27 protein-coding genes are annotated in these 25,987 nt (G+C 61.0%); 14 read left to right on the forward strand and 13 right to left on the reverse strand.

Annotation, left to right across the window (positions count from 1 at the left end):
• The 5 genes from AC13DJ_RS12715 to pilG all read right to left on the reverse strand — a co-directional run bounded on the left by AC13DJ_RS12715 (position 1) and on the right by pilG (position 4,453).
• The gene (locus AC13DJ_RS12715; protein ID WP_482933267.1) at positions 1–900 is read right to left on the reverse strand and encodes a CheR family methyltransferase; all 900 of its coding nucleotides are present in this window, start codon (positions 898–900) and stop codon (positions 1–3) included.
• Positions 901–927: 27 nt separating this feature from the next.
• Entirely contained in the window at positions 928–3,003 is a 2,076-nt protein-coding gene (locus AC13DJ_RS12720) for a methyl-accepting chemotaxis protein (protein ID WP_199456154.1), read from the reverse strand.
• A gap of 94 nt (positions 3,004–3,097) precedes the next feature.
• On the reverse strand, positions 3,098–3,643 hold the full coding sequence (locus tag AC13DJ_RS12725; RefSeq protein ID WP_058342093.1) for a chemotaxis protein CheW: 546 nt from the start codon (positions 3,641–3,643) through the stop codon (positions 3,098–3,100).
• Positions 3,644–3,663: 20 nt separating this feature from the next.
• Positions 3,664–4,026, reverse strand: a complete 363-nt coding sequence (gene pilH, locus AC13DJ_RS12730; RefSeq protein WP_011787171.1) for a twitching motility response regulator PilH — start codon at positions 4,024–4,026, stop codon at positions 3,664–3,666.
• A gap of 34 nt (positions 4,027–4,060) precedes the next feature.
• Entirely contained in the window at positions 4,061–4,453 is a 393-nt protein-coding gene (gene pilG, locus AC13DJ_RS12735; protein ID WP_482933268.1) for a twitching motility response regulator PilG, read from the reverse strand.
• A gap of 316 nt (positions 4,454–4,769) precedes the next feature.
• Here pilG and gshB point away from each other — a divergent pair, with 316 nt between their 5' ends.
• From gshB to AC13DJ_RS12775, 8 genes are all read left to right on the forward strand, one after another.
• The gene (gshB, locus tag AC13DJ_RS12740; protein ID WP_476132063.1) at positions 4,770–5,714 is read left to right on the forward strand and encodes a glutathione synthase; all 945 of its coding nucleotides are present in this window, start codon (positions 4,770–4,772) and stop codon (positions 5,712–5,714) included.
• A 47-nt stretch (positions 5,715–5,761) separates the two neighbouring features.
• Positions 5,762–6,622, forward strand: a complete 861-nt coding sequence (locus tag AC13DJ_RS12745) for a TonB family protein (RefSeq protein WP_482933269.1) — start codon at positions 5,762–5,764, stop codon at positions 6,620–6,622.
• Entirely contained in the window at positions 6,619–7,185 is a 567-nt protein-coding gene (locus AC13DJ_RS12750) for a YqgE/AlgH family protein (protein ID WP_022990365.1), read from the forward strand. The genes AC13DJ_RS12745 and AC13DJ_RS12750 overlap by 4 nt, the downstream gene beginning before the upstream one ends.
• On the forward strand, positions 7,178–7,618 hold the full coding sequence (gene ruvX / locus AC13DJ_RS12755) for a Holliday junction resolvase RuvX (RefSeq protein ID WP_022990366.1): 441 nt from the start codon (positions 7,178–7,180) through the stop codon (positions 7,616–7,618). The genes AC13DJ_RS12750 and ruvX overlap by 8 nt, the downstream gene beginning before the upstream one ends.
• Positions 7,619–7,628: 10 nt before the next feature.
• Positions 7,629–8,138 (forward strand): bifunctional pyr operon transcriptional regulator/uracil phosphoribosyltransferase PyrR, encoded by a 510-nt coding sequence (gene pyrR, locus AC13DJ_RS12760; protein WP_289102630.1) that lies wholly within the window; start codon positions 7,629–7,631, stop codon positions 8,136–8,138.
• A 27-nt stretch (positions 8,139–8,165) separates the two neighbouring features.
• A complete protein-coding gene (locus AC13DJ_RS12765) occupies positions 8,166–9,185 on the forward strand; it encodes an aspartate carbamoyltransferase catalytic subunit (protein WP_022990368.1) in 1,020 nt (339 codons plus the stop codon).
• Positions 9,182–10,477: a dihydroorotase gene (locus AC13DJ_RS12770; protein WP_482933270.1), complete on the forward strand. Its 1,296-nt coding sequence runs from the start codon at positions 9,182–9,184 to the stop codon at positions 10,475–10,477. Before AC13DJ_RS12765 ends, AC13DJ_RS12770 begins: the two co-directional genes overlap by 4 nt.
• A 203-nt stretch (positions 10,478–10,680) precedes the next feature.
• Positions 10,681–11,700, forward strand: coding sequence for a putative solute-binding protein (locus tag AC13DJ_RS12775; protein ID WP_482933271.1), 1,020 nt, complete (start codon positions 10,681–10,683; stop codon positions 11,698–11,700).
• A gap of 51 nt (positions 11,701–11,751) precedes the next feature.
• Here the strand turns inward: AC13DJ_RS12775 and AC13DJ_RS12780 are convergent, their stop codons facing one another.
• Complete coding sequence (locus tag AC13DJ_RS12780; RefSeq protein WP_094624843.1) at positions 11,752–12,024, reverse strand: HU family DNA-binding protein; 273 nt, start codon at positions 12,022–12,024, stop codon at positions 11,752–11,754.
• A gap of 153 nt (positions 12,025–12,177) precedes the next feature.
• Between AC13DJ_RS12780 and AC13DJ_RS12785 the strand changes: the two genes are divergently transcribed.
• Together AC13DJ_RS12785 and AC13DJ_RS12790 are read left to right on the forward strand one after the other, a co-directional pair.
• Positions 12,178–13,230, forward strand: a complete 1,053-nt coding sequence (locus AC13DJ_RS12785; RefSeq protein ID WP_476129146.1) for a hypothetical protein — start codon at positions 12,178–12,180, stop codon at positions 13,228–13,230.
• 25 nt (positions 13,231–13,255) lie between these two features.
• Positions 13,256–15,322: a TRAP transporter large permease subunit gene (locus tag AC13DJ_RS12790; RefSeq protein WP_288371731.1), complete on the forward strand. Its 2,067-nt coding sequence runs from the start codon at positions 13,256–13,258 to the stop codon at positions 15,320–15,322.
• Positions 15,323–15,418: 96 nt separating this feature from the next.
• Here AC13DJ_RS12790 and AC13DJ_RS12795 read toward each other — a convergent pair whose 3' ends face one another.
• The 6 genes from AC13DJ_RS12795 to mutM form a co-directional block, all read right to left on the reverse strand.
• Positions 15,419–16,954, reverse strand: a complete 1,536-nt coding sequence (locus tag AC13DJ_RS12795; RefSeq protein WP_476129148.1) for a phosphoenolpyruvate carboxykinase — start codon at positions 16,952–16,954, stop codon at positions 15,419–15,421.
• A gap of 174 nt (positions 16,955–17,128) precedes the next feature.
• A complete protein-coding gene (gene hslO / locus AC13DJ_RS12800; protein ID WP_022990389.1) occupies positions 17,129–17,983 on the reverse strand; it encodes an Hsp33 family molecular chaperone HslO in 855 nt (284 codons plus the stop codon).
• A gap of 94 nt (positions 17,984–18,077) precedes the next feature.
• A complete protein-coding gene (gene hslR, locus AC13DJ_RS12805; RefSeq protein ID WP_473802246.1) occupies positions 18,078–18,485 on the reverse strand; it encodes a ribosome-associated heat shock protein Hsp15 in 408 nt (135 codons plus the stop codon).
• A gap of 66 nt (positions 18,486–18,551) precedes the next feature.
• A complete protein-coding gene (gene yrfG / locus AC13DJ_RS12810; protein ID WP_476129151.1) occupies positions 18,552–19,238 on the reverse strand; it encodes a GMP/IMP nucleotidase in 687 nt (228 codons plus the stop codon).
• Between the two features lie 87 nt (positions 19,239–19,325).
• Complete coding sequence (locus tag AC13DJ_RS12815) at positions 19,326–19,658, reverse strand: hypothetical protein (RefSeq protein WP_476129153.1); 333 nt, start codon at positions 19,656–19,658, stop codon at positions 19,326–19,328.
• Between the two features lie 96 nt (positions 19,659–19,754).
• Entirely contained in the window at positions 19,755–20,567 is an 813-nt protein-coding gene (gene mutM / locus AC13DJ_RS12820) for a bifunctional DNA-formamidopyrimidine glycosylase/DNA-(apurinic or apyrimidinic site) lyase (RefSeq protein ID WP_476129155.1), read from the reverse strand.
• A gap of 184 nt (positions 20,568–20,751) precedes the next feature.
• Here mutM and AC13DJ_RS12825 point away from each other — a divergent pair, with 184 nt between their 5' ends.
• Entirely contained in the window at positions 20,752–21,927 is a 1,176-nt protein-coding gene (locus AC13DJ_RS12825; protein WP_288373467.1) for a DesA family fatty acid desaturase, read from the forward strand.
• 64 nt (positions 21,928–21,991) lie between these two features.
• Here AC13DJ_RS12825 and rsmD read toward each other — a convergent pair whose 3' ends face one another.
• Entirely contained in the window at positions 21,992–22,621 is a 630-nt protein-coding gene (gene rsmD / locus AC13DJ_RS12830) for a 16S rRNA (guanine(966)-N(2))-methyltransferase RsmD (RefSeq protein ID WP_482933272.1), read from the reverse strand.
• Positions 22,622–22,782: 161 nt separating this feature from the next.
• On the opposite strand from rsmD, the gene ftsY reads away from it, so the two are divergent.
• From ftsY to ftsX, 3 genes are read left to right on the forward strand one after another with little or no spacing between them, the layout of a single operon-like run.
• Positions 22,783–24,069, forward strand: coding sequence for a signal recognition particle-docking protein FtsY (gene ftsY / locus AC13DJ_RS12835; RefSeq protein WP_482933273.1), 1,287 nt, complete (start codon positions 22,783–22,785; stop codon positions 24,067–24,069).
• Between the two features lie 28 nt (positions 24,070–24,097).
• Positions 24,098–24,790, forward strand: coding sequence for a cell division ATP-binding protein FtsE (ftsE, locus tag AC13DJ_RS12840; protein ID WP_482933274.1), 693 nt, complete (start codon positions 24,098–24,100; stop codon positions 24,788–24,790).
• The gene (ftsX, locus tag AC13DJ_RS12845) at positions 24,780–25,793 is read left to right on the forward strand and encodes a permease-like cell division protein FtsX (RefSeq protein WP_482933275.1); all 1,014 of its coding nucleotides are present in this window, start codon (positions 24,780–24,782) and stop codon (positions 25,791–25,793) included. Before ftsE ends, ftsX begins: the two co-directional genes overlap by 11 nt.
• Positions 25,794–25,987 lie beyond the last annotated feature (194 nt).

Below are 25,987 nucleotides of genomic sequence, written 5' to 3' on the forward strand. Positions count from 1 at the left end.
TTATTCTTCGTCGGGCTGGCGCTTGATCCACGCCAGTACATGTTCCGAGGGAACCCTCTGCAGGCCCGGTGGCTGCCAATCGGTCAGTTCACCCTGGCCAAGCACCAGTAAGCCCCCCGGTGCCAGACGCTCTGCTAGCCTTTTCACAATGTCCCGCCGACGCCAGCGGCGGAAATAAATCAGCAGGTTCTGGCAGAAGATAATGTTCATGCCGTACATGGGTGCCTTGCCCAGATCCATTACGTTGTGCCTGGTAAAACACACCCGTTCACGGATGCTGTTCACGATTTCTACGGTGTTCCTTTCGGCAGGGCGGAAGTACCTGGCTTTCAGGTCTTCATCCATACCCAGCAACTTGCGGGCGCTGTACTGGCCCAGCCTGGCCTTCTCGATGGCCGGCTGGCTGATGTCCGAACCGGTTACCCCGAACAGGGGCTGCAGAGCCAGCTGGTTCATGCATTCGTTCAGAATCATCGCCAGGGTGTAGGGCTCTTCGCCGGTGGAGCAGCCAACACTCCAGGCTTCCAGCGCACGCTTTCTCAGTTGCTCCCGGGGCCGGGTCAGTACGTAATCGGCCACCAGCCGGAAGGCATCGGCATCCCGGAAAAACCGGGTTTCCTGCACGGTCAGGCGGTCCACCAGTGTGGCCCATTCCCTGATGGCATCCGGGCCGGATACGATTTTCTCGTAGTAGGCCTGGTAGCTGCTGCAGCCGATTTCCCGCATCCGGATTCCCAGGTTGGTTTCCAGGAAGGAGCGGCGGTCGGCCGTCAGGGTCATACCGGTACGGTGTTCCAGCAGGGTCTGCCACTGGTTGAACTGCGCCTGGTCCATATCCGGAAGCCGGCGCAGTGCCCAGATCCCTTCGGCGGCTGACAGCTGGTTATGCATCTGAGCCATAAACCGTTATCTGCCCCGGGCCGGTGATCAGCTGACCACCGGGATATCGTTGTCCTGCTCTTGTTCCTGGTCGGCCTGGTCTTCATCCGGCAGGGTGAAGCCGGCAACGGAGGACCGCAGCTCGGACGCCATTTCAGCCAGGTTACCGATAGACTTCGCCGTGGCGTTGGTACCGGAGGAGGTCTGCGAGGTGATTTCCTGGATAACGTTCATCGTGTTGGAAATGTGCGCCGCAGAGGACGATTGCTGGCGTGCCGCGTTGGAGATGTTCTGGATCAGCTCCGCCAGGGACATGGATACGTTCTCGATTTCCTCGAGGGCGATACCCGCGTCCTGGGCCAGACGGGCACCACGGACCACCTCGGCGGTGGTGTGTTCCATGGAGATAACCGCTTCGTTGGTGTCAGACTGGATCGTCTTAACCAGCGCTTCAATCTGCTTGGTTGCTGCAGAGGAACGTTCCGCAAGGCGCTGAACTTCGTCCGCAACCACCGCGAAGCCCCGGCCCGCGTCACCGGCCATGGAGGCCTGGATTGCCGCGTTCAGGGACAGGATGTTGGTCTGGTCGGCGATGTCGTTGATCAGGGATACGATGTCACCGATTTCCTGGGAGGATTCACCCAGACGCTTGATCCGCTTGGAGGTCTCCTGGATCTGCTCCCGGATGTTGTCCATGCCGCGGATGGTGTTCTGTACCACTTCCGCGCCTTTCTTCGCGATCGCAACCGACCGCTCCGCAACCGCTGAGGATTCCGCAGCGTTGGAAGATACCTGGTCGATGGACACCGCCATCTCGTTAACCGCGGCAGAGGCGCCGGCAATTTCCTGGGCCTGGTGCTCGGAAGCATCCGCCAGGTGCATGGCTGTGGCCTGGGTTTCCTGGGCCGCACCGGCTACCCGTACGGCAGTACCCCGGATGGCCTGCACCAGTCCGCGCATCTGGTCGATCGCGTAGTTGATGGAGTCGGCGATGGCACCGGTGAAGTCCTCGGTTACCGTGGCCTCGGTGGTCAGGTCACCATCGGCCAGGTCGGCCAGTTCGTCCAGCAGTCGCAGGATCGCGTTCTGGTTCTGCTCGTTCTGTTCCTGGGTGGTGGCCAGTCGGGACTGGGCATCGCGGTACAGGGCCAGGCCGATGAACACTACAATCGCTACCATGGCCGCCAGGATGAAGAAGGCCAGGGTGGGGCTGACCAGGCGGGAGCCGGACTGGGAGCCAAAGCCGTCAGCCAGTACCGACAGCTCGGCCAGCAGGATTTCGGAGTTCTGGAAGATGTCGCTGGCAGCGGTACGAACCTTGAAGAGGTCGGGAGAGGCTTCAAGAATCGCGTCAACGTTCTGGGAAACGAATTCGAACAGCTCGTCAACCGCTTCCAGGCCGTAGATGGCGTCTTCATCGGCTACCCGGCTGATACCCATGGCCGGGTTACCGTTGAGCTGGCCTTCGAGTACCCGGCCGAACAGGCTGGCGTCGCGGCCGAAACGGTCGGCGGCGATAACCGCGTCTTCGTCACCGGACAGTACGTTGTTAACGGAGCGGACAATACGCTCGGCCAGCAGGGACTGGCGCTGGGCCAGAGAGATCTGCTCGGCGGGTGCGCCGTTATCCAGCAGGATCTGAACGATATCGTCGTATTCCACCTGCAGCTGCGGGATGGTTTCGTTCAGGGTGCGGGCTACTTCGTGCAGGCCCAGTACCGCTTCCCGGGTAGACAGGATGCTGTCAGCGTTTTCGCGAACACTGTTCCAGTGCTGCTGTACACCGCTCTGTTGTGCCAGTTCACTGGCCGGAAGGCCGGTTTCCGGATTGCCTTCGGTAACACTGGTCCAGAGTTGCTGGAACTCGTCCCGGGAGCGACGCAACTGGTCGAACGCTTCGGCGGTACCACCGGCAGCCTCGGTCGCGTTCTTCGCAATCTCCTGGGACAGCACCCGCATTTCTGCAGTGTTGGCAATGTATTGCTGATCGTTCTGGCTGTCCTTGTTGATGATGAACAGCACCACAACGAGCAGGACGGTAAGTGCAATCAGCGCTGCGATCAGGCCGGCAACGAGTTTGTTGCCGCCCTGTCCGGTACTGAGTCTTCCGGCTCTGTTTTTCATTTTCTGGCTCCCGGCCTCTTTCTTCTGGAAATGGCAATTTTGGTGTAGCGGGCTTCAGATGGACAGGGTGATGTGCCTGCCAGTGCCATCACCCTTACCACTGTGCAACATCAAGAAAGCGTTCGTCTTCCACCAGGGTGGCGGCAGAGAATACTTTCCAGATTTCGTCGTTACGTTCGTAGCCGCCGTTCACAAACGGCTGAACGTTTTCGGGCACACCGCTGGTGCTGGCCCTGAAACTGTCTTTTGCGAAATACTGCATACCCAGCACGGTGTCGACCACCAGGCCGCTGAATACATCGCCCTGCTCAACCACCAGCACCCGCCGTTCACGGGCATTCCGTGAAGAGCGGGGGATGTCGAAGAAGTTGGCAAGGTCAACCAGCGGCAGTAACCGGCCCCGGACGTTGGCGGCACCCAGCAGGAACGGGCGTACGCCCGGAATGTGGGTAAACCGGGGCACGTGCAGGATTTCTGTGACTTCCCCCATCGGGGCAACGTAGTGCTCGCCGGCCAGGATGAAGCCGATGCCGTTCCACAGTTCAACGGCTTCTTCCTGCTCCGGCAGGCCGGCCGCCATGGAACGGCTGCGCCGGGCGATATCCGTCAGAACAGCAAAAGGGGCGGCCTGGGCGGACATGCGAACTCCAAAGTCAGGGATCAGGCAATCAGGCTGTTGATTGTCTTGATCAGGTCGTCTTCGTTAACTGGCTTGACCAGGTAACCCTTGGCACCCTGGCGGGTTCCCCACACCCGGTCAGTTTCCTGATCCTTGGTGGTTACGATCACAACAGGAATAGATGCGGTTTCCGGTGCGCGGGTCAGCTGGCGTGTCGCCTGGAAGCCGTTCAGGCCGGGCATGACCACGTCCATCAGCACCAGGTCCGGAGTTTCCGCGCGGGCCTTGGCTACGCCGTCGGCGCCGTTGTCTGCGGTCAGCACTTCGTGCTTGTGCTTTTCCAGGATGGTGGAGATTTTCTTAACTTCGGTTGGCGAATCGTCAACAATCAGAATGCGGGCCATGGTTTCCTCGATGGTTCTGGGGGTTCAGCAGGTTTTACTGTTCCGTCTGCGGCATGTACTGGCGGATGGTGTTGAGCAGCTCATCCTTGCTGAAGGGTTTGGTCAGATACTGGTCGGAGCCTACGATGCGGCCTTTAGCCTTGTCGAACAGGCCGTCCTTGCTCGAAAGCATGATTACCGGCGTCTTCTTGAAAGAGGAATTGTTCTTGATCAGTGCGCAGGTCTGGTAGCCGTCCAGGCGGGGCATCATGATGTCAACAAAGATGATGTCCGGCTGGGAGTCGGCAATCTTGGCCAGAGCGTCAAAGCCGTCAGTGGCAGTGATGACCTCACAACCGACTTTCTTCAGAAGGGTTTCTGCGGTGCGACGAATGGTTTTGCTGTCGTCGATCACCATGATCTTCAAGTTCTCGAAGTTGTCATCCATTGTCCAACTGCCTTGCGCTCTAGCGACTGTCGTTATTTTCGAACGGGGTTTTAACACAAACATTAAGGTTGATCTATAAACCCCGCACATTTATAGAATATCGATGGCCGGATAAAAAGCATTAGTTTGTGACCAAATGTACTTCTGCCCGCTGCGTCACGGATTGATGTGGCGATTTATCCGGATGCATTTATGGCTCGGGTACAATACCATCTAGGGTTTCAGCATAGCACCTTGCACCGGTTTGCTCTGTATACCGGTTCGTGTTTTTGACGGAGCAACTTCCCGCTCCCCAACCGACTTTCCAGGAGACTCTATGACAATCCGGCTCGGGATCGTGATGGATCCGATCGAGGATATCCATTTCAAGAAAGACAGCTCACTGGCCATGTTGCTGGCGGCCCAGAAACGGGGCTGGGAAATCGAGTACATGGAATTGCCGGATATGTACCTGGCCGGTGGCCAGGCCCGTGCCCATACCCGCAAGCTGACGGTGCATAACGATCCGGAAAACTGGTTCAGCTATGGTGCCGCTGAAGACACGGCACTGGGCGACCTGGATGTGATCCTGATGCGCAAGGATCCCCCGGTCGATCGGGAGTTCCTGATGGCCACCTATATACTGGAAGCGGCGGAACAGCAGGGTGCCCTGGTGGTCAATCCGGCCGCCACGTTGCGGGATTGCAACGAGAAGCTGTTTGCCACCCAGTTTGAAGACCTGACACCGCCGCTGATCGTGACCCGTTCCTCCCAGCGTTTCCGGGATTTCTATGCCGAGCACGGCGACATCATCATGAAGCCGGTAGACGGCATGGGTGGTCGCTCGATTTTCCGCGTCAAAGAGAACGACGCCAACCTGGGTGTGATCATCGAAACCCTGACCAACTATGGCGCGCACCAGGCCATGGCCCAGAAATTCATTCCGGAAATCACCGACGGTGACAAGCGCATCCTGCTGATTGACGGCGAGCCGGTGCCCTACGCCCTTGCGCGCATTCCTTCGCAAGGCGAGAATCGCGGCAACCTGGCCGCCGGTGGCCGGGGTGAGGGCCGTGAGCTGACCGCCAGGGATCGTGAAATCTGTGCCCGGGTGGCACCGGTTATCAAGGCCAAGGGCCTGATGTTTGTGGGCCTGGATGTGATTGGCGACTACCTCACCGAAATCAACGTAACCAGCCCCACCTGCATCCGGGAACTGGATGCTGCCTTCGGCATCGATATTGCCGGTATGTTGCTGGACGCCGTGGAGCGCCGGTTGTAACAGGGCTGAACAGCACCGGTAATGCGGGCACAGAATCAGGATAGGTAATGGCAGTTCAGGTAAGCGATTTCGACCGGTTTTCCTTCACCCTGTTCATGGCGCTGGCGGTTCACGCCATCGTTGTGCTGGGCATTACCTTCACCCCGGAACCGCCCCGCAGCTCTGCCCAGACCATGGAAATCACCCTGTCGCAGTTTGACGACGAGGAAGCGCCGGAGAAGGCCGATTTCCTGGCCCAGACCAGCCAGAAGGGCAGTGGTACTGAAGAGCAGGCCATGGAAATGACCTCGCCGCAGCCGGCGGAGGTCAGCCAGCCGGAGGTGGCCGAAATCCAGCCGGAGCCGGCAACCACGGCAGAACCCAATCCGCAGGAAGAGCGGGCCGTGGTGCAGACCGAAAGCAAGGCCCGCCAGCAGGTCCGGCAGCCGGAAACCCGGGAAGAACCGGAGCCGCTGCCCCGGGCCGAGCGCAAAAGCCTGATGGAGCGCAGCCTGGAAATTGCCAGCCTGGAAGCCCGCTTCGACGCCCAGCAGCAGGCCTATGCCCGGCGCCCCAGGGTCATGCGGGTAACGGCGGCGTCCACGCTCAAGTCGGATAACGCCTGGTACGTGCAGAACTGGGTCAGCAAGGTGACCCGGGTCGGCAACATGAACTATCCGAACGAAGCGCGCCGTTCCGGCCTGTATGGTGACCTGAGGATGCTGGTTTCTCTGCGCAAAGATGGCACAATCAAGCAAGTGGCGATTCTCCAGTCGTCCGGCAGCACGGTACTCGATGATGCCGCCATCCGGATTGTGCGCATGGCAGCGCCGTTTGCGCCCTTCCCGGAAGACATGCGCGAGCAGGTCGACGAACTGGAAATCATACGAACCTGGTCGTTCCAGAGGCGGGGGCTGACATCCGGATGACAACCGGCACGGAAACCAAGGCAAGTTTGCGGCACCATTTCCTGGTGGCGTCGCCGTGGCTGGCCGATCCCAATTTTCACGGGGGCGTGATCTACCTGTGCGAGCATTCCTCCGAGGGTGCGCTCGGGTTGATGATCAACCAGCCTTTGGGCATTCACCTGGGTGAAATCCTTGAACAGCTCGATATGCACGGTGGCGAGCTGGACCTGCCGGTATTTACCGGTGGCCCGGTGCAGCCGGAGCGAGGCTTTGTACTGCACTCTCCCGGGCAGCACTGGCAGAACACCGCCACGGTGACGGACGACGTACTGCTGACCACCTCCCGGGACATCCTGGAAGGCATCGGCCGCAACGAAGGGCCGGAAGAGTTTCTGGTGGCGCTGGGTTATTCCGGCTGGGGTGAAGGCCAGCTGGAGGAAGAGCTGGGCAGCAATGCCTGGCTGACCTGCCCGGCCAGCACCGACATCCTGTTCCGCACCCCGGTGGAAAAACGTTACGAGGCGGTGTTGAAACTGATCGGCATAGACCTGAACCAGCTCAGCGATTCGGTGGGCCATGCCTGAGACCGGTAACCGCAGAATCCTGGCGTTTGACTTCGGCACCCGTCGCATTGGTGTAGCAAGCGGCCAGGAGCTGCTTGGCACCGGCCAGCCGCTGGCCATGATCCCGGCCCGTGACGGCATTCCGGACTGGCAGCAGGTCGAGAAACTGCTGGCGGAATGGCAGCCGGATATCGTGGTGGTGGGCCTGCCTTTGAATATGGACGACACCGAGAACGACATGTGTGCCCGGGCCCGCAAGTTCGGCAAGCGCCTACACGGCCGCTACCATGTGCCGGTAGAGATGGTCGATGAGCGGCTGACCAGTTTCGAAGCCAAGGGCGATGTGATGGCCGCCGGCGGTAGCCGGGATTTCGGCCGCCACGGGGTGGACGACCGGGCCGCCGTACTGATTCTGGAAACCTGGTGCCGGGAGCAGACCGGCAAACCTGACTGACGAGGCATCAATGACCGCATTGCTTGATATCAACCAGCTGCTGGATGAACTGGAAACCGGCCTGCGCCGGATTCTGGCAGAGCGTGGCGTCGACAACCCGGCGCTGATCGGCATCCGTACCGGCGGCGTGTGGCTGGCGGATGTGATGAGCAAGCGCCTGGGCCTGGCCGAGCCCTACGGCGAGCTGGATATTTCCTTCTACCGGGACGATTTCAGTCGCATTGGCCTGAACCCCAGGGTAGCGCCTTCCAGCCTGCCTTTCGATACCGAAGGCCGCGACATCATCCTGATTGATGACGTGATCATGAGTGGTCGAACCATACGGGCAGCCATGAACGAGATCTTCGATTACGGCCGTCCGGCAAGTATCATACTGGCCACACTGATTGACCTGGGCGCCCGGGAATTGCCGGTACAGCCGGATGTCACCGGCAAGGCACTTGCGCTGGACGCCCATCAGCGAGTAAAACTGCGCGGCCCTGATCCGCTGCGCATTGAATTCCAGGAAACCGGGCAGTAATACTCCCCACCAGACAACAGGCGAGCCATGACCGCGAACGACCCCTCCCCGAACCACTTGCAGCTGACCCGGGACGGTCAGTTGCGGCATTTCCTCACCCTGGATGGCCTGGGCCGCGAACTGCTTACGGACATCCTCGACACCGCCGACTCGTTCATCGAAGTAGGCGAGCGGCGGATCAAGAAAGTACCCCTGCTGCGGGGCCGCACGGTGGTTAACCTGTTTTTCGAATCCAGTACCCGCACCCGCAGCACCTTCGAGCTGGCGGCCAAGCGGTTGTCCGCCGACGTGCTGAACCTGGATATCAATACCTCCGCCACCTCCAAGGGCGAGTCCCTGTCTGACACCCTGCTCAACCTGGAAGCCATGGCCAGCGACATGTTTGTGGTGCGCCATTCCCAGAGCGGCGCGCCGCACTTTATTGCCGAAAGCGTGACCCCGGGCGTGGCCATCATCAACGCCGGCGACGGCCGCCATGCCCATCCGACCCAGGCCATGCTCGACATGCTGACCATTCGCCAGCACAAGGGCAGCTTCGAAGGCCTGAAAGTGGCCATCGTTGGCGATGTGCTGCACTCCCGGGTGGCCCGTTCCCAGATCCGTGCCCTGAACGTACTGGGCGCCGGGGAAGTGCGGGTGATTGCACCGGGTACCCTGCTGCCCAGAGACGTGGAAGACCTGGGCTGCACCGTGGAATACGACATGGCCCGGGGCATGCAGGACCTGGACGTGGTGATCATGCTGCGGCTGCAGAAAGAACGTATGGAAGGGGCGCTGCTGCCCAGCGAGCGGGAGTTCTACCGGCTGTACGGACTGAACCAGGACAAGCTTGCACTGGCAAAGCCGGACTGCATTGTGATGCACCCGGGGCCCATCAACCGGGGCGTCGAGATTGAATCAGCGGTGGCCGACGGCCCGCAATCGGTCATCCTCAACCAGGTGACCAACGGTATCGCCATCCGCATGGCGGTGATGTCCATGGCCATGGGCGGCCAGGTGGCCGAACGACAGCAGAAACACAGTGATCACGAGGGAGCCCGGGCATGAGCCACCAGCACAATGACAGTCTGAAAATTACCGGTGGCACCCTGTTCGACGGTTCCGGCACCGAAACCGACAACCCCGGCCTGCTGGTTCGCAATGGCAGGATCGAGGCCCTCGGCAGCGCTGCGGTAAGCGCCAGCGCGGCCCAGGAGTTTGATGCCAGTGGCTGCGTAATCGCGCCGGGTTTTATTGACCTGTGCTGCAACCTGAGGGAGCCGGGCAACGGCCAGAAGGGCAACATCGCCTCGGAAACCCGGGCCGCGGCCCATGGTGGCTTCACCACCGTGTGTGCCTCGCCGGAAACCTCGCCGGTTAACGACTCCAGTGCGGTAACCCACCTGATCCGCGAAGGCGCAGACTCGCGCGGCTCGGTCCGGGTATTGCCGGTGGGCGCCATCACCCGGGGCCTCGACGGTGAAATGCTGAGCGATATGGCGGGCCTGAAGAATGCCGGCTGTGTGGCGGTGGGCAACGGTTCCCGGGGTGTGCGCAATGCCCGGATCCTGCGCCGTTGCATGGCCTATGCCCAGACCTTCGGCCTGACCGTGATGTTCAGCCCGGAAAACCAGGCCCTGGCGGCTGACGGTTATTCCCACGATGGCCAGGTGGCTACCCGCCTGGGTCTGCTGGGTATTCCGGAAGTGGCGGAAACCGCGGCGGTGATGGAAATGCTGCTGCTGGCGGAAGAAACCGGTGTGAAACTGCACCTGAGCCAGCTGTCCTCGGGCCGGAGTGTGCAAATGCTGGCGGATGCCCGCAAGCGCGGAATTCAGGTCACGGCCGACGTGGCCATGCACCAGCTGTGTTTCACTGAAGAGGCCCTGGCCGGTTTTGACAGCCGTTTCCACGTGCGCCCGCCGCTGCGCTCCGAAGCCGACCGGCAGGCGCTGGTGGCCGGTGTTCGGGATGGCGTGATTGATGCCATTGTCAGCCAGCACCAGCCCCACGACAGCGCTGCCAAGCAGGCACCGCTGCCGGCTACCGAACCGGGATTGTCCAGCATCGAAAGCGTGCTGTCGCTGGGCCTGGAACTGGTCGCTCGGGGCGAGCTGGAGCGCGCCCGGCTGCTGAACGCACTGACCGCCGGCCCGGCCTCGGTGCTGGGTCGAACCGCGCGGCTGGCGGAAGGTGAGGCGGCAGACCTGTGCGTGTTCGCGCCGGAGCAGCCCTGGCAGCCGTCAGTGCAGACCCTGGTCTCCGCCGGCCGGCACGCGCCGGTACTGGACCGCGAATTGCCTGGCCGGGTCCGGCTCACGCTGGTGGCCGGTAGAACAGCCTGGGCCGACCCGGCCTGACCCGCTTGTCCTGAAAGTGCGGCAGAGGTTGTCCGGCCTCTGTCGACACTGTCACAGAATCCTTCCTGTTGCTGAAAAACCCTTGATAACAGGCACCCGAGCCAACGTATCCTATGGGGTGACCCCTTATGGTTGTCCCAGGACACGAGCTGCGGCTGCCTGACTGCAGCGCGCGCCAGAGAATAATAATCAGGAGTGAACCCGTGAAGTTATCCAGTCTTTCCCGCCGGGTGGTGGGGGCTGCTGCCCTGAGCGCCAGCCTTGTTGTTCCCGCCCTTGCCCATGCCCAGTCCGAGATTATCGAACGCAGTTTCTGTGTGTTTGACCCGGTGGGTGCCAATGGCCCCCTGTTTGCCATTACCAAGGAGTTTCAGCCGGTTGCCCTGCAACAGGGCATCAAGCTTGACCTGCGCGCCTACACCGATGAAAAGGTAGCGGCCGAGGATTTCAAGGCCGGCCAGTGCGATGCCGTGCTGCTCACCGGCACCCGCGCCCGGGAATTCAACAAGTTCACCGGCAGCCTTGAAGCTATGGGTGCCGTGCCGGGCGAAGAGGAAATGCGCCTGCTGTACAACACCCTGAGCCAGCCCAAGGCGCGCCCCTTCCTGGTGGATGGTCCCTACGAAGTGGCCGGCGTGTTCCCCGGTGGTGCCATTTACCTGCACACCCGTGACCGCAACGTCGATTCAGTAGAGAAGCTGCAGGGCAAGCGAATCGCCACCCTGGACTATGACTCCGCGTCTGTGCGCATGGTGCGCCACGTAGGTGCTTCCGTGGTGGGCTCTAACTCCGCCAACTTTGCCGGCAAATTCAATAACGGCAGCGTCGACCTGGCCTATGCCCCGGCCGTGGCTTACCAGCCCCTGGAACTGTACAAGGGCGTGGGTGAAAAGGGTGGCGTGTTCAAGTATGCGCTGGCGTATATGAACTTCCAGGTGATCATCCACCGGGACCGGTTCCCGGATGAAGCGGGCCAGATGGTGCGGGACCAGGCCATCAAGCGGCTGGATGAAGCCTACGCGATCATCGCCGAAGCCGAGTCCGGTATTCCGGATAACGTATGGATGCACCCGCCGGCAAAAGACGTAGCCGAGTACGACAAGATGCTGCGCCAGGTTCGCTTATCGCTGCTGGAAGACGGAGTGTATGACGAGCGTGCGATCAAGTTGATGAAGGCGATCCGGTGCCGGGTAGACGGTGCCCGTTCGGAATGTGCGTCCTGATCAGCCAGGGCAGGGAAGGTAACAGGCCCGCATAGCTGCGGGCCTTGCCGGTCAGCGGATGGCGTCTTTCAGGGCTTTGCCGGCCTTGAAGCCAACGGTCTTGCTGGCCGGAATTTCAATGCTGGCTCCGGTCTGCGGGTTGCGGCCGGTGCGGGCTTCCCGCTTGCGGACATTGAAAGTGCCGAAGCCGATCAGGGTAACGTCATCACCCTTGGCTGTGGCGGCGGAAATCTGGTTGGTAAAGGCACTGATAACGTCGCTGGCTTTTTCGCGGGTAAGGCCGGTCTGGTCGGCAATCGCGGCAGCTAGTTCAGGTTTACGCATCGAAAACTCCTGTTCTTGGTTCTGTTTGTTGTTTTTTGCTCCAGACCGCCGACCGTGCCGGCGGTTGAAGCAATCTATAGTGGCTTCGGGGCCAATGTGCAAACCCCGGCGTGTAACGATATGTTCGAAAAAATAAAAAAGGACACGAATGTTATGAAAAACTTCCGGACCTCCCTGGCCTGTGGCAAACGCCTGCGCGGCTTTGCTGCAGCGGTTGCGGCCAGCGTCGCCCTGAGTGGCTGTGGCGTGGTGAACCATATGATTTACAAGACCACCGGCGATGTAATGCAGGGGTTTTCCCGGAACCATACCGTGCCCTACCTGATGGAATCTGAAGACCTGGCCATGGGCTGTGCCATGAGCGAGGCCACGGCGCCCCTGCTGATGTCGTTCGGCCGGGTGACCAGCGAGCCGGACCAGCTGGCGGTGATGCTGTATCTGTCGTCCGGCAGCTGCGCCGAAGAGCAGGCCATGGAACATGAGCTGGCGGGCCTTGCGGCCATGCACGGCATGGATGGGACCGCCGCTGAAGATGCCTTTATCCGCCAGAAGCGCGCCCATACCCTCGCGGCCAAGCGCTATCACCGGGCCTGGCAGCACCACAACGCCTACTATGGAAACCCGGAAGAAACCGAGTGCCCGGATTTTGACGATGACATGGATGAATTCATCTACATGGCCGGCTTGCTGTCCGGACTGCAGGCCCTGAATGCCCAGATCCAGGCTACTTCTTCAATCGGCGTGCCCTTCAACATCGGCTCTGTGGTGGGGCGGGCTACCCAGTGCCTGGATAACAAGAAGTGGTGGGGTGCCCCCATGGGCCTGAGGGCAACTGTCTGGGCCATGATTCCCGGGACCAGGCCCGAGGGTGAAGTTCCGCTGGAGCGACTGGCCATTGCCAGCGAACAGGGCAAGCAGGCCGGCGTGCGCCTTGGCCACGTGTTCCAGGCCATTGCCGCGGGCAACAAGGGTGACGAAGCCCTGGTGAAGGCGGTTATCCGTGACCACGCCGAGTCCCTGAAAAACGACGACGCCAACGAAGAGTGGCGCTTTGTCGATGCCATGGCCACCAACATGCTGGTGGCTATGTCTGACCGGCTCTGGGTAGAAAATACCGGCCACCGTACCCCGATGGGGCAGTTCGGCAGCTTCTGGGATGACCAGCAGGCGCCGACCGAAACCATGGATCTGGATGATCTGTTGTAACCCCCAATTCCCGGAGTAGGTAGTTATGGCCCCGAGTGGTTTTCGTCGTACCGGGCTGGAATGGTTTTCCTCCTTGCCGGCTTGCCTGTTGCTGCTGGCGGTGGTGCTGTTCTCCACCAGCAGTGATATTCACAACCAGATGCTCCGGGGCGGGGAGCAGCTCTGGAGCGGCTACTACAAGCTCCGGATGGATCCGGCCAAGCCGGAGTGTGATGCCAACCGGGATATCGAGGCCGCGGTGGCCGAGGAAATGGCCAGGGAAGCTCCGGCGGATGATCCCATGGCCGCCCTGCTGGGCACCGTAGAAAAAGACCCGGCCGATGTGCGCCTGGCGATTGAGCGTTCGGTAGCGGATTGCCGCTCGGCCCACGCCAGCTATGAGTCCTTGCAGGGCCAGCTGACTGCCGGGGTAAAGGCCTACCGCGCCGTTGAGCTGTTCGTGGCCGACCTGATTGCCTTCGGGCTCAGTGCCCAGCGCTACATACTGGTGATCCTGGTGATGCTCTGTGCCGTCACCGCAACCCTGACCCGCCACCATATTGCCATGCGGGCCATGGAAACCCGCCTTGACTACACCGTCTCCCTGACCCTGCAAACCATCGCCAATGCCATGTTGCTGGGTTCCAGCCTGATTTTCCGGCAATCCACCCTGGCCAGCAGTACCGCAGTGTCGGGCGAGGAGTTGTTGCTGCACAACTTCTGGATCATCGGCTTCGGCTGTCTCACCCTGGCCAGCCTGTACCGTCTGTTCCGGGTGCCGGATGGCCTGTCCGCCGGCGGCAGCCTGGGCCAGGCCTTCCTGTCGGTACCGCTCTACACAGTGATGTGCCTGATTTCCGGCACTTATTTCGCGATGATTGGCCACTCCTCGGGCATCGGTATTTACCTGGGCAAGATGATGGAGCTGGCCGACATGTTCCTGAACGTGGGGTTGTACGTTTGGGTGGGCATGATGCTCAAGCAGACCCGGCTGGCGACACTGGTGTTCAACGTGTTCCGGCCCTGGCGCATGCCGCCGGAGCTGCTGGCCGTCGTTGCCGTGCTGGTGGCAGCAGTGCCCACGGCCTATACCGGCGCCTCCGGCATTTTCGTGATCGCCGCCGGTGCGGTGATCTACAGCGAACTGCGGGCGGCTGGTGCCCGGCGCCACCTGGCGCTGGCGGCCACGGCGATGTCCGGCTCCCTGGGTGTGGTGCTGCGCCCCTGCCTGCTGGTGGTGGTGATTGCCTACCTGAACCGGGAAGTGACCACCGACGAACTCTTCGGCTGGGGCATCTGGGTGTTTGTGCTGACGGCGACCATGTTCAGCCTGGTGGCGGTTACGGTGAACCGCCAGAGCCAGTTCAACCTGGCCCCGGTGACCGATGCCATGCCGGCCTCGGTGCTGGCCTTGCGGCCGCTGGTGCCCTATGTGCTGGTGATCATTGCCGTGGTGCTGTTCTATCGCCTGGCGCTGGATGTGAAGATGGATGAATTCTCCGCACCACGCCTGCTGCCGGTGATCATGCTGGCCATCCTGGTATACGAGCACTTCAGTCGCAAACGCCGGCAGGACGACACGGCCGGCGACACGGAGTATCAGGGCCTGGAAACCAGCATTCGGGGAGCCACCAACGACACCACCGCCGAAATCGGTGCCTTGTTGTTGCTGCTGGGGCTGTCCGTGAGTATTGGCGGGGTGATCGAACGCTCCCATATCATGGAAGCCTTCCCGCAGGCGTTCGACAGTGCCTGGTCTGCGATGTTGCTGATGGTGGTGATCCTGGTGATTCTGGGCATGATCATGGATGCCTTCGGTGCCGTGATCCTGGTGACCGCCACGGTGGCAACCATTGCCTACTCCAGTGGTATTCATCCGGTGCACTTCTGGATGGTGACCCTGGTGGCGTTCGAGCTGGGTTACCTGAGCCCGCCGGTGGCCCTGAACCACCTACTCACCCGGCAGGTGGTGGGCGAAGCGGAAGTGCTGGCGGCGCAGCAGGAAGGCGGTACTTTCTACCAGCGCCATGAGCGCATCATCATGCCGCTGATTGCCATGGGTATCTCGCTGGTACTGGTGGCGTTTGTGCCGCTGCTGTTCTACGCGAACTGAGCATGGAGGCCGCTTCCGGCGGCCTGGCTCAAAAACCACCGATACAAAAAAAGCGCCGTGCTTTCGCAGGGCGCTTTTTTTTCAGGCCGGTGACACTCAGGCGAGTTTCGGGCCGGCTTCGACGATGGTGTCTGCCACGTCGAACTTCTTGAAGTTCTCTACGAACTGGCCAATCAGCTCCTGGGCCTTGCCGTCGTAGTACTCCGGGCTGGTCCAGGTGTTGCGCGGGTTCAGCAGTTCGGTCTCGACACCCCGGATGTGCTTGGGCACGTCCAGGTTCAGGTCGTCCAGGTGCTCGGTTTCCACGTCGTCCAGGTCGCCGTTCTGGATGGCAGCGATGATGGCACGGGTGGTCGGGATGCTGAAGCGCTTGCCTTCACCGTAAGGACCGCCGGTCCAGCCGGTGTTGACCAGGAATACCTTGCTGCCGAACTCGTCAATACGCTTCATCAGCAGCTCGGCGTAAACGCCGGCCGGGCGCGGGAAGAAGGGTGCGCCGAAGCAGGTAGAGAAGGTGGACTTGAGCTTGGAGGAAGAGCCCATTTCGGTGGAACCCACCAGCGCGGTGTAACCACTCAGGAAGTGGTATGCAGCGGCTTCGCGGCTCAGTACCGATACCGGAGGCAGAACGCCGGTCATGTCGCAGGTCAGGAAGATGATGTGCGACGGTTCACCGGCACGGTTCTCGATCACGCGCTTCTCGACGTGCTCCAGCGGGTAGGCACAGCGGGAGTTTTCGGTCAGGGAAACGTCGGTGTAATCCGGCTCGCGGGTTTCCGGGTCGATCATCACGTTCTCGACGATGGCGCCGAAACGGATGGCGTCCCAGATGATCGGCTCGTTCTTCTGGCTCAGGTCGATGCACTTGGCGTAGCAACCGCCTTCGATGTTGAAGACAGTGCCGGGGCCCCAGCCGTGCTCGTCATCACCAATCAGGTAGCGGTGCGGATCGGCAGACAGGGTGGTCTTGCCGGTGCCGGACAGGCCGAAGAACAGGCAGGTTTCGCCGGTTTCGCTCACGTTGGCGGAGCAGTGCATCGGCAGTACGTCTTTCTCCGGCAGCAGGAAGTTCTGCACCGAGAACATGGCTTTCTTCATCTCACCGGCGTAGTGCATACCGGCCAGCAGGACCTTGCGCTTGGCAAAGTTGAGGATAACGCAGCCGTTGGAGTTGGTGCCGTCACGCTCGGGCACGCATTCGAAGTTGGCGGCGTTGAGGATCTGCCATTCCTGCTTGTCGGCCGGGTTGTAGGCGTCCGGGCGGATGAACAGGTTACGGCCGAACAGGTTCTGCCAGGCGGTTTCGGTGGTCATTTTCACCGGCAGGTAGTGCTCGGGGTCAGAGCCAACGTGTACGTGAGAGACAAACTGGTCTTTTTCAGCGATGTAGGCTTCAACACGGTCCCACAGGGCGTCGAATTTGTCGGCGTCGAACGGGCGGTTGATCGGGCCCCAGTGGATGTCGTCGGAGGTGCTGGGCTCCTCAACGATAAAACGGTCCATGGGAGACCGGCCGGTGCGCTCGCCGGTGGTAACCACCAGGGAACCGTTTGCCGCAAGCTGGCCTTCCTGCCGTGCCAGTGCTACTTCAACCAGTCTTGCTGTACTCAGATCACTATAAGTGTTGCTCACTTCGACCTCGCCCTCGGGATGTCTTCGTGATTGCCCAGTCCTTGCCCCCGAACACTGGCGGAATTCTGAACAATCGGGTCAATTCAGGCGCGCTATTATGCCAGAGACGCCGATAAAAAACGACTGCCCTGAAAGCCGCGCCACTGGCGGCTTCCGTGCAATGTTAAAGAGTTGTCAGTGTAGCGTATGACCGGTGAAAAGGTGATCAATGTCATTTCTATTGAAGCGATAGTTTGCGTGGCAGAACTGGCAGTCCATGTCGATGCTGCCCTGTTCGTCGAGAATGCTGTAGCACTCTTCCTTGCCGATCGATTCGAGCGCCGCCAGGGTGCGTTCGCGGGAACAGCTGCAGCGGAACTCCACCGGCTCCGGCTCGTACAGGCGCACGGTTTCTTCGTGGAACAGGCGGTGCAGCAGGGTTTCACTGTCCAGTTTCAGCAGCTCTTCCGCTTCTACGGTGCGCGCCAGGTGGTTTACCCGGTTCCACAGGTCATCGTCTTCCTCGGTGTGGCCGGGAAGGCGCTGCAGCAGCAGGCCGGCAGCGGTATCGCCATCGGCAAACAGGAACAGGCTGGTGGCAATCTGCTCGGAGCGCTCGAAGTATTCTTCCAGGCAGCCGGCCAGGTTGTCTGCTTCTCGGGGGACCACGCCCTGGTAGCGCTGGCCCTTTTCCGGGGTAATGGTAATCGCCATCCGGCTCTGGCCCAGCAGCTCGTGCAGGGTCTCGCCGCTCATGGCCTGTTCGTCAAAGCGGGCCAGGCCGCGGATCTTGCGGTCGTGGCTGCATTCGGCCATCAGGGTGCGCAGGGCGCCTTCACCGGCTGCCTGCAGTGACAGGGTGCCCTCGAACTTCAGGGTGCTGCTCATTAATACGCTGGCTACCAGGGATTCGCCCAGCAGCTGGCGTACGGAATCCGGGTAGGGGGCCTGGTTGATGATTTCACGGAAGCTGTCGCCCAGTTGTACCCAGGCTCCCCGCACCTGGCTGTGCTCGAAGATAAAACGCTGGAACTGATCCTGGGAAGCCATGATGTCTCCTGAAACTGTCTGTTGATTCACTGGTGATGCCTGTAAGGATGTAAGTTGCGGTGCAGTGCCTGAAGCCAGGCTGGGCGAGCCGGTTCTAAAGGCCGTTCTGGTCCCGGAAACGCTGGATATCCCGGCGGTCTTTCTTGCTCGGGCGCCGGGCCGGTGGCAGCTGGGCGGCCTGCATGGTCTTACGCTGCCAGGCCAGGTCTTCGCGTTTTTTTACGCTGTCGTCGGTTTCGTGGTACAGCTTCTGCGCTTCCGGTGCGCCCCGGCGCCGGTCACTGATGTCGTCCACCACCACAATTTTTTCCTGCCAGCCCAGGCGCAGGGAGACCTTGGCGCCGGTTTCCACAATCTTGCCGGGCTTGGTGCGCTGGCTGTTGTAGTGCACCTTGCCGCCCTCAATGGCTTCCTTTGCCAGCGCGCGGGTTTTGTAGAAGCGCGCGGCCCAGAGCCACTTGTCGAGCCTTACTTTCGGGTCTTCGGTGTTTGTTGCTGCCATATCTCCCCACCTGGCAGGCCAGGTTGTCCTGACCTATGGATAACTGTGCGGATTATAACCGGCCTGTCATTGCGATGGCAGTGGCGGGCGGGCTTGCAGCGTTGGCAGGACCTCGTCGAAGTGACGGATGCCCGGTATTTCCGGGTGCCTGGTCGCCGGGGCCTGGGTGCTGTCCGGTGCCAGGATCGCGAGGCACTGGCCGATACCGGCATCCCGGGCACTTTCCAGTACCGGGAAGCTGTCGTCCACCATCAGGGTGCGCTCCTGGCGGTAGGGAACCCGCCTGGCCAGGTCGCTCCAGAACGCCCGGTCTTCCTTGGGTTTGCCCAGTTCATGGCTGGATACGATGGCATCCACGTGGCGGTCCAGTCCGGTGCGGCTGAGTTTCAGTGCCAGGGGATCCGGGTGGCAGTTGGTAACGATCACCGAGTGCAGGCCGGCCTTGCGCAGGGAGGCGAGAAAATCCGGCACGTGGGGACGGTAGCCGATGCGGTCACTGACCTCCGATTTCAGCTGGTTGATATCAACCGACAGCCGTTCGCTCCAGTAGTCGGTGCAATACCAGTTGAGGGAACCGCGCTCGGCCATGATCATGGCCAGCAGCTGGTCTTTGGCCTGTTGCGGGTGCAGGTCGTACTGTTCGGCATAGCGCCGGGGCAGGTGTTCGAGCCAGAAGTGCGAGTCGAAGTGCAGATCCAGCAGTGTTCCGTCCATATCCAGGAACACGGTATCGAGGGTTGACCAATCCACCATAAACAAAAACAGCCTGAAGAATTTGCTTCAGGCTGCCTCAGTTTCCGGCCTCTGACAAGCCGGGATTCTACGGACGAATGCCCGGGATCAGTCTTCGGACTGCTCCACGGTTTCCGCCTTGCGGCCACTGCGGGAGCAGCCCAGGCAGCGTACAAAGGTGGCCTTGGCCGGGCCGACAACCAGGACTTCGCCAGCTTCACCGGCATTACCGCCCAGGGCAGAGAACGGCAGAGAGACCAGATACACCGCGCTGCCCACGATGGTGGTGGCCAGCAGAACCGGGCGCAGAAGCACGGCGTCGGTGGTCATGGCCAGCGCCGACGGGCTTTCGTCAATCGCCCTGGCATGGCCCAGAGAAGAAAAAGCGAGCAGACAGGCTGCAACCGTGGCCATCAGGGCGCGGGAAATCTTGCGGGTCATCGTTATTCTCTCCTGTTAATACTCTGTTAACTATGAATCATATTGCCCCAATTTCAAACGATTTTTCAATATCCGGTTGGCAACTGTGGCGGTTATCTAGCGCTGGCAGCGGGGGCAATAGACGGTGCTGCGGTTGTTCATGCGGATCTCTTTCAGGGTGGTGGCACACTCGGGGCAGGGGTTGCCGCCGCGACCGTACACCAGCAGGGACTGGGCAAAGTAGCCCGGTTTGCCGTCGCTGTTCACGAAGTCGCGCAGGGTGGTGCCGCCCATCAGAATGGCTGCGCTCAGGGTTTCACGAATGGCTTCAGCCAGTTTGTGGTAGCGGTCCAGGGAGATACGGCCGGCTTTCCGTTTCGGGTGGATGCCGGCTTTGAACAGGGCTTCATTGGCGTAGATATTGCCCACGCCGACCACAATGTGGTTGTCCATAATGAAAGACTTGATGGGCGTTTGCTTGCCCCGGGACAGCCGGAACAACCAGGGTCCGTTGAATGTATCTGACAGCGGCTCCGGCCCCAGGTCCCGGATCAGCGGGTGTTCGGAGCAGTCATCGGCCCAGAGCCAGCAGCCGAAGCGGCGGGGGTCGTTGAAGCGCAGGGTGCGGCCGTTGCCCAGGGCAATCTCCACGTGGTCGTGGGTGGCAGCGGGGCTGTCGTCGGTAATCACCCGCAGGCTGCCGGACATACCCAGGTGGACAATCACGGTGCCGGCATCCAGGTGCAGGAACAGGTACTTGGCCTGGCGGTCCACTGCCCGGATAACCTGGTTCAGCAGTTTCTCGGGCAGGTCATCCGGTACAGGCCAGCGCAGGCTGGGGTTGCGGATTAATACCCCGGTCACAGTCTGGCCTTCACAATGGGGTGCAATGCCCTGGCGGGTGGTTTCAACTTCCGGTAACTCAGGCACGGGGCCTCCGCGGATAACAGGTTTCTCGACCGCCAAGTGTAATCAGTAACAAAAATGGCGCCAAACCCGGTTGTTGTTGCGTACAAGTGTACGCTAAAGTGACGAGGTAACTTCCCCTTCGAGTACCAGCGAAAACCTCCGCAGTATCGCCTTGTCGAAGTTGATTGATTTTTGAGGATATTTTATGTGGTTTAACGGTCTCCTGGACCTCTCCGCGTGGCAGCTGATCGCTGTTACCCTGGTGATGACGCACATCACCATCGTCAGTGTAACCCTGTATCTGCACCGCCACTCGGCCCACAATGCGCTGGACCTGCATCCGGTGCTCAAGCATTTTTTCCGTTTCTGGCTGTGGCTGACCACTGCCCAGAATACCAAGGAATGGACTGCCATCCATCGCAAGCACCACGCCAAGTGCGAGACCGAGGAAGACCCTCACAGCCCGGTGGTTCTGGGTATTCGCAAGGTTCTGTTTGAAGGTGCGGAGCTCTACGCCCAGTCGGCAACCCCGGAAAACCTGGAACGTTACGGCCAGCGTACCCCGGAAGACTGGATCGAACGCAAGGTCTACACTCCCTATAAAATGGGTGGCATTGCCCTGCTGGCGGTGATCAACCTGCTGCTGTTCGGGGTTAATGGTATCTGGATCTGGGCCGTGCAGATGATGTGGATTCCGCTCTGGGCCGCCGGAGTGGTTAACGGTATCGGCCACTACATGGGTTACCGCAACTTCGAGTGTGCCGACAACGCCCGCAATATCTCCCCCTGGGGGATCCTGATTGGCGGTGAAGAACTGCACAACAACCACCACACCTATCCGAATTCCGCCAAGTTGTCCCGTCGCTGGTATGAGATCGACATTGGCTGGGGTTACATCCGCCTGTTCCAGCTGTTCGGCCTGGCCAAGCCCAAGGGCTACCGGCCCATTGCCCACTATGTGCCGGGCAAGCAGGAAATGGATGTGGAAACCGTGCAGGCCATCACCAACAGCCGGTTCGATATCATGCGCCAGTATCGCAAGCGGGTGATGGAGCCGGTACTGCGCCAGCAGAAGTCCCTGATGGACGACGAAATCCGCCCCCGCTACCGCAAGCTCAAGCGCTTGCTGTCCCGGGAGGTGTCGCTGATCCATCCCCGAGAGAAAGAAACGCTGGATTCGGTGCTCGAACGCCATGAAATGCTCAAGCTGATCTACGACAAGAGCCACGAACTCCAGGCCCTGTGGCGCCAGCGGGGCCTTAAGCCCCAGGACAAGCTGCAGGCGCTGATGGACTGGTGCAAGGAAGCGGAAACCAGCGGTATCCGTTACCTGGAAGAGTTTGCGGCGCACCTGCGGGCCTATTCACTGCGCCCGGCCTGATTGGCCGCAGATGCAAAAAGCCGGACGGGATTCCCCCCCTTCCGGCTTTTTTGTAGCTGACCAGTTAGTCCTGGTCGGCTTCCGGCGCTACCCGGTAAAGGTTATAGGTTACCTGTCCGGCGGTTTTCTGGCGGTGCAACTGCCAGCCTTCGGGTACCGATAGCCCGGTCAGTTCGCTTTCGTGCTCTACATACACCCAGCTACCTGGTTTCACCCAGGGGCCATTGGCGATCAGTGGCAGCAGTCGCGCCAGCCAGCCCTGCCGGAAGGGGGGGTCCATGAAGATAATGTTGAACGGCGGTCGGTTCGGGCTGCGCAGGTAACCTTCCACGTCCTGGCAGACCACTTCGCCGTTTTCGGACTTCAACAGCCGCAGGTTATCTCGCAGGGCTGTAGCCAGTGCCGGGGTATGGTCCACCAGGGTTGCCTTTGCGGCACCCCGGGACAAGGCTTCCAGGCCCAGCGCGCCAGAGCCGGCGAACAGGTCCAGGCAATCGCTGCCGGCCAGGTGGAAATTCAGCCAGTTGAACAGGGTTTCGCGGGTTCGGGCCGGGCTGGGGCGCACGCCGCCGGCATCCGGAAAGCGGAGCTTTCGGCTGCGCCAGTCGCCACCGATAATGCGCAACTCGCCCTGTCCGCCGGCCCTGGCGGCGCCCGGGGCGGGTTTGCGTTGGGGTGGTCTGCGCTTGGCCATGGAGCTGCTCCGGTGGGTGAAACGGTGATCAGGTTCGGGCCGATATGTTACCGGAAAGCCCGGAGCAGGGGATAATCGGAGCCCCCATCACTTAGTGCCGGCAGTCTGCTAGAATACCGGCTTTCTTTTCGCCCGCCCATTTTCAGACAGATGGTAAGACTATGACGGCAGAGTGGATTTCAATCGGCCTCCTGGCCCTTCTTGTCCTGTTCTTTGTGCTGGATATCGCCGGCAACCGCAAGCGCGCCCCGCGCCCGGAGAAGGTGCCCCAGCGCAAGCCGGAGGTGGCCAAGGGCCCGGCACCGGTTGCCCCGGAGCAAGCACCTGAACCGGAAGTACAGCCTGAGCAAGCGCCGGAAGCTCCCGTGGCTGAGGCCGCACCGGAGGCACCGCCCGAAGTGCCTGCCGAGCCGGCACCGGTAGAAGAAGCTGCCCCGGCCGTCGAGCCTGCTCCAGAGCCAGAGCCAGAGCCAGAGCCAGAGCCAGAGCCAGAGCCAGAGCCAGAGCCAGAGCCAGAGCCAGAGCCTCAGCTCAGTGTCTTCGAGCGCATCAAGAAGGGCCTGGGCAAGACCCGCGCCAGCCTGACCGGCGGCCTGGCGGATCTGTTCACCGTTGGCAAGAAGATCGATGAAGACCTGCTGGAGGAAATCGAAACCACCCTGCTGATGGCGGATGTGGGGGTAACGGCAACGTCGGAAATCATCGAATCCCTGACCGACAAGCTGGAACGCAACCAGCTGAAAGACGGCGAAGCCCTGCGCAAGGCCCTGAGGGAAGAGCTTCATGGCCTGCTCAAGGATGTGACCAGGCCGCTGGAAATCGATACCGGCAAACAGCCCTACGTGATCCTGATGGTGGGCGTGAACGGTGTTGGCAAGACCACCACCATCGGCAAACTCACCAAGAAATTCCAGGCGGAAGGTAAGTCGGTGATGCTGGCGGCTGGCGACACCTTCCGGGCCGCGGCGGTGGAGCAGCTGCAGGTATGGGGCGAGCGCAACAATGTGCCGGTTATTGCCCAGCACACGGGTGCCGACAGTGCCTCGGTGATTTTCGATGCCATCCAGTCTGCCCAGTCCCGGGGTACCGATATCGTGATTGCCGACACCGCCGGCCGGTTGCAGAACAAGGACAACCTGATGCACGAGCTGGAGAAGGTGGTCCGGGTAATGAAAAAACTGGACGATTCCGCGCCCCACGAAGTGATGCTGGTGCTGGATGCCGGCACCGGCCAGAATGCCCTGAGCCAGGCCCAGGTGTTCCAGCAGGCGGTGGGCGTGTCTGGTATTACTCTGACCAAGCTCGACGGCACGGCGAAGGGTGGTATCGTTTTCGCCATTGCCCGCCAGTTGCAGCTGCCTATCCGGTTTATCGGTGTCGGCGAGCAGGCGGAAGACCTGCGCAGCTTTGATGCAGAAACCTTTGTAGACGCCCTGTTCGACGACTGAAGTACCGGCCACGGAGCCCAAGCCCCCGATGATCGAGTTTCGTCAGGTAACCAAGCGCTATGACAGCGACCACACTGCCCTGCGCCAGGTGAATTTCCACCTGGACCGGGGCGAGCTGGCCTTTCTGACCGGCCACTCCGGTGCCGGCAAGAGTACCTTGCTGAAGCTGATCATGGTGATGGAGCGTCCCACCGCCGGTGAGGTGATCGTGGGCGGCCAGAAGCTCAACAGCCTGCCCCGGCGGCAGATTCCCTACATTCGCCGGCACATTGGCGTGGTGTTCCAGAACCACCAGCTGCTGTTTGATCGCACGGTGTTCGACAACGTAGCCATGCCACTGGAAGTGATGGGTGCGTCGCCGGATGACATCGGCCGGCGGGTGCGGGCGGCCCTGGACAAGGTAGGCCTGCTGAACAAGGAAAAGATGAACCCTATGCAGCTGTCGGGCGGTGAACAGCAACGGGTGGGCATTGCCCGTGCCGTGGTGAACAAGCCGCCGGTGCTGCTGGCGGATGAGCCCACCGGTAACCTGGACCCGGAGCTGTCGGCAGACATCATGCACCTGTTCACCGAGTTCAGTCAGGTGGGCGTTACTGTGCTGATTGCCACCCACGATATTGCCCTGATCGACCAGATGAACAAGCGCCGGCTGACCCTGGACCATGGCCGGATGATTGTCGGCTCAGATGCACCCCTGAGCGGAGGTGTAAGTGGTTACTGACTCACGCCAGAAGCCCGATAAGCGCCGGGGCGCCAACCGCGGCCGCTCACCGGCATCGAACCAGGCCCGGAGTTATCTGGACCATCACCGCAAGGTGGCGAAAGATTCCGCCCGGCGGCTGTGGCGCAGTCCGGTGGCCAGCATGATGACCTGGATGGTGATGGGTGTGGCCCTGGCTTTGCCGGTGGCGCTGTTGCTGTTGCTGGGTAGTTTGCAGGGCGTGAGTGCCGGCTGGGAAAACAGTGCCCGGATTACTGCCTACCTGTCACTGGATGTGCCGGTGGAGCAGGCCCGGGAGCTGGCTTCCGAGATTGATGGTGATGGACGGGTGTTGTCGGTAGAGCTGGTAGACCGGGACCAGGCCCTGGCTGAATTCCGGGTGTCGTCCGGGCTGGATGATGCCCTGGATTTCCTGGACGACAACCCGTTGCCCCACACCCTGCTGGTAACGCCGGAAGACAATGCCCGCTCTGCCGACGGCGTGCAGGCCCTGGTGACCTTTATGGAAGGTATGGATGCCGTCGAGCGGGTCCAGGTAGATCTGGGCTGGCTGCAACGGCTCAATGCCATTACCGATATCCTGGCGAGGGCGGTCTGGGCGTTGGCGCTGTTGCTGGGTGCGGCGGTGATCCTGGTGATCGGTAACACGGTGCGGCTTTCTATCGAGAACCGTCGGGATGAAATCCTCGTGGCCAAGCTGGTGGGAGGCACCGATGCCTTCGTACGCCGGCCCTTTCTTTATACCGGCGCCTGGTTCGGCTTAGGCGGCGGCGTGGTCGCCTGGGTGTTGATCCAGGTTTCGCTATGGTGGCTGAACGGCCCCATCGAGCGGCTGGCGAGCCTTTACCAGAGCGAGTTTGTGATTCACGGCCCGGGCTTTGATGGCGCCCTGGCATTGATTATCACAGCCATGGTGTTAGGCTGGCTTGGCGCCTGGGTGGCAGTGAAGCGTCATCTGGATGACATAGAGCCGGGCGATATTGCCGGAGGGTGGTCCGGATAACGGGAAAACCGTATTGAAAATACAGCTTGTTCCAGCGTAGCTTGGTTACCGGTTATCGACGCTGGAATGGCATTCAGGAATTTCCCAGATGTATGATTTTTAACGTGTTACTGGGAAATTCGGGAACTAATCAGGTGCTTGGCGGTCAAAGTTTCAGTTGTTATATTTAACGGCTGTCAGGTTCGGAGGTTATT

This window comes from Marinobacter sp. L-46, assembly GCF_056859535.1.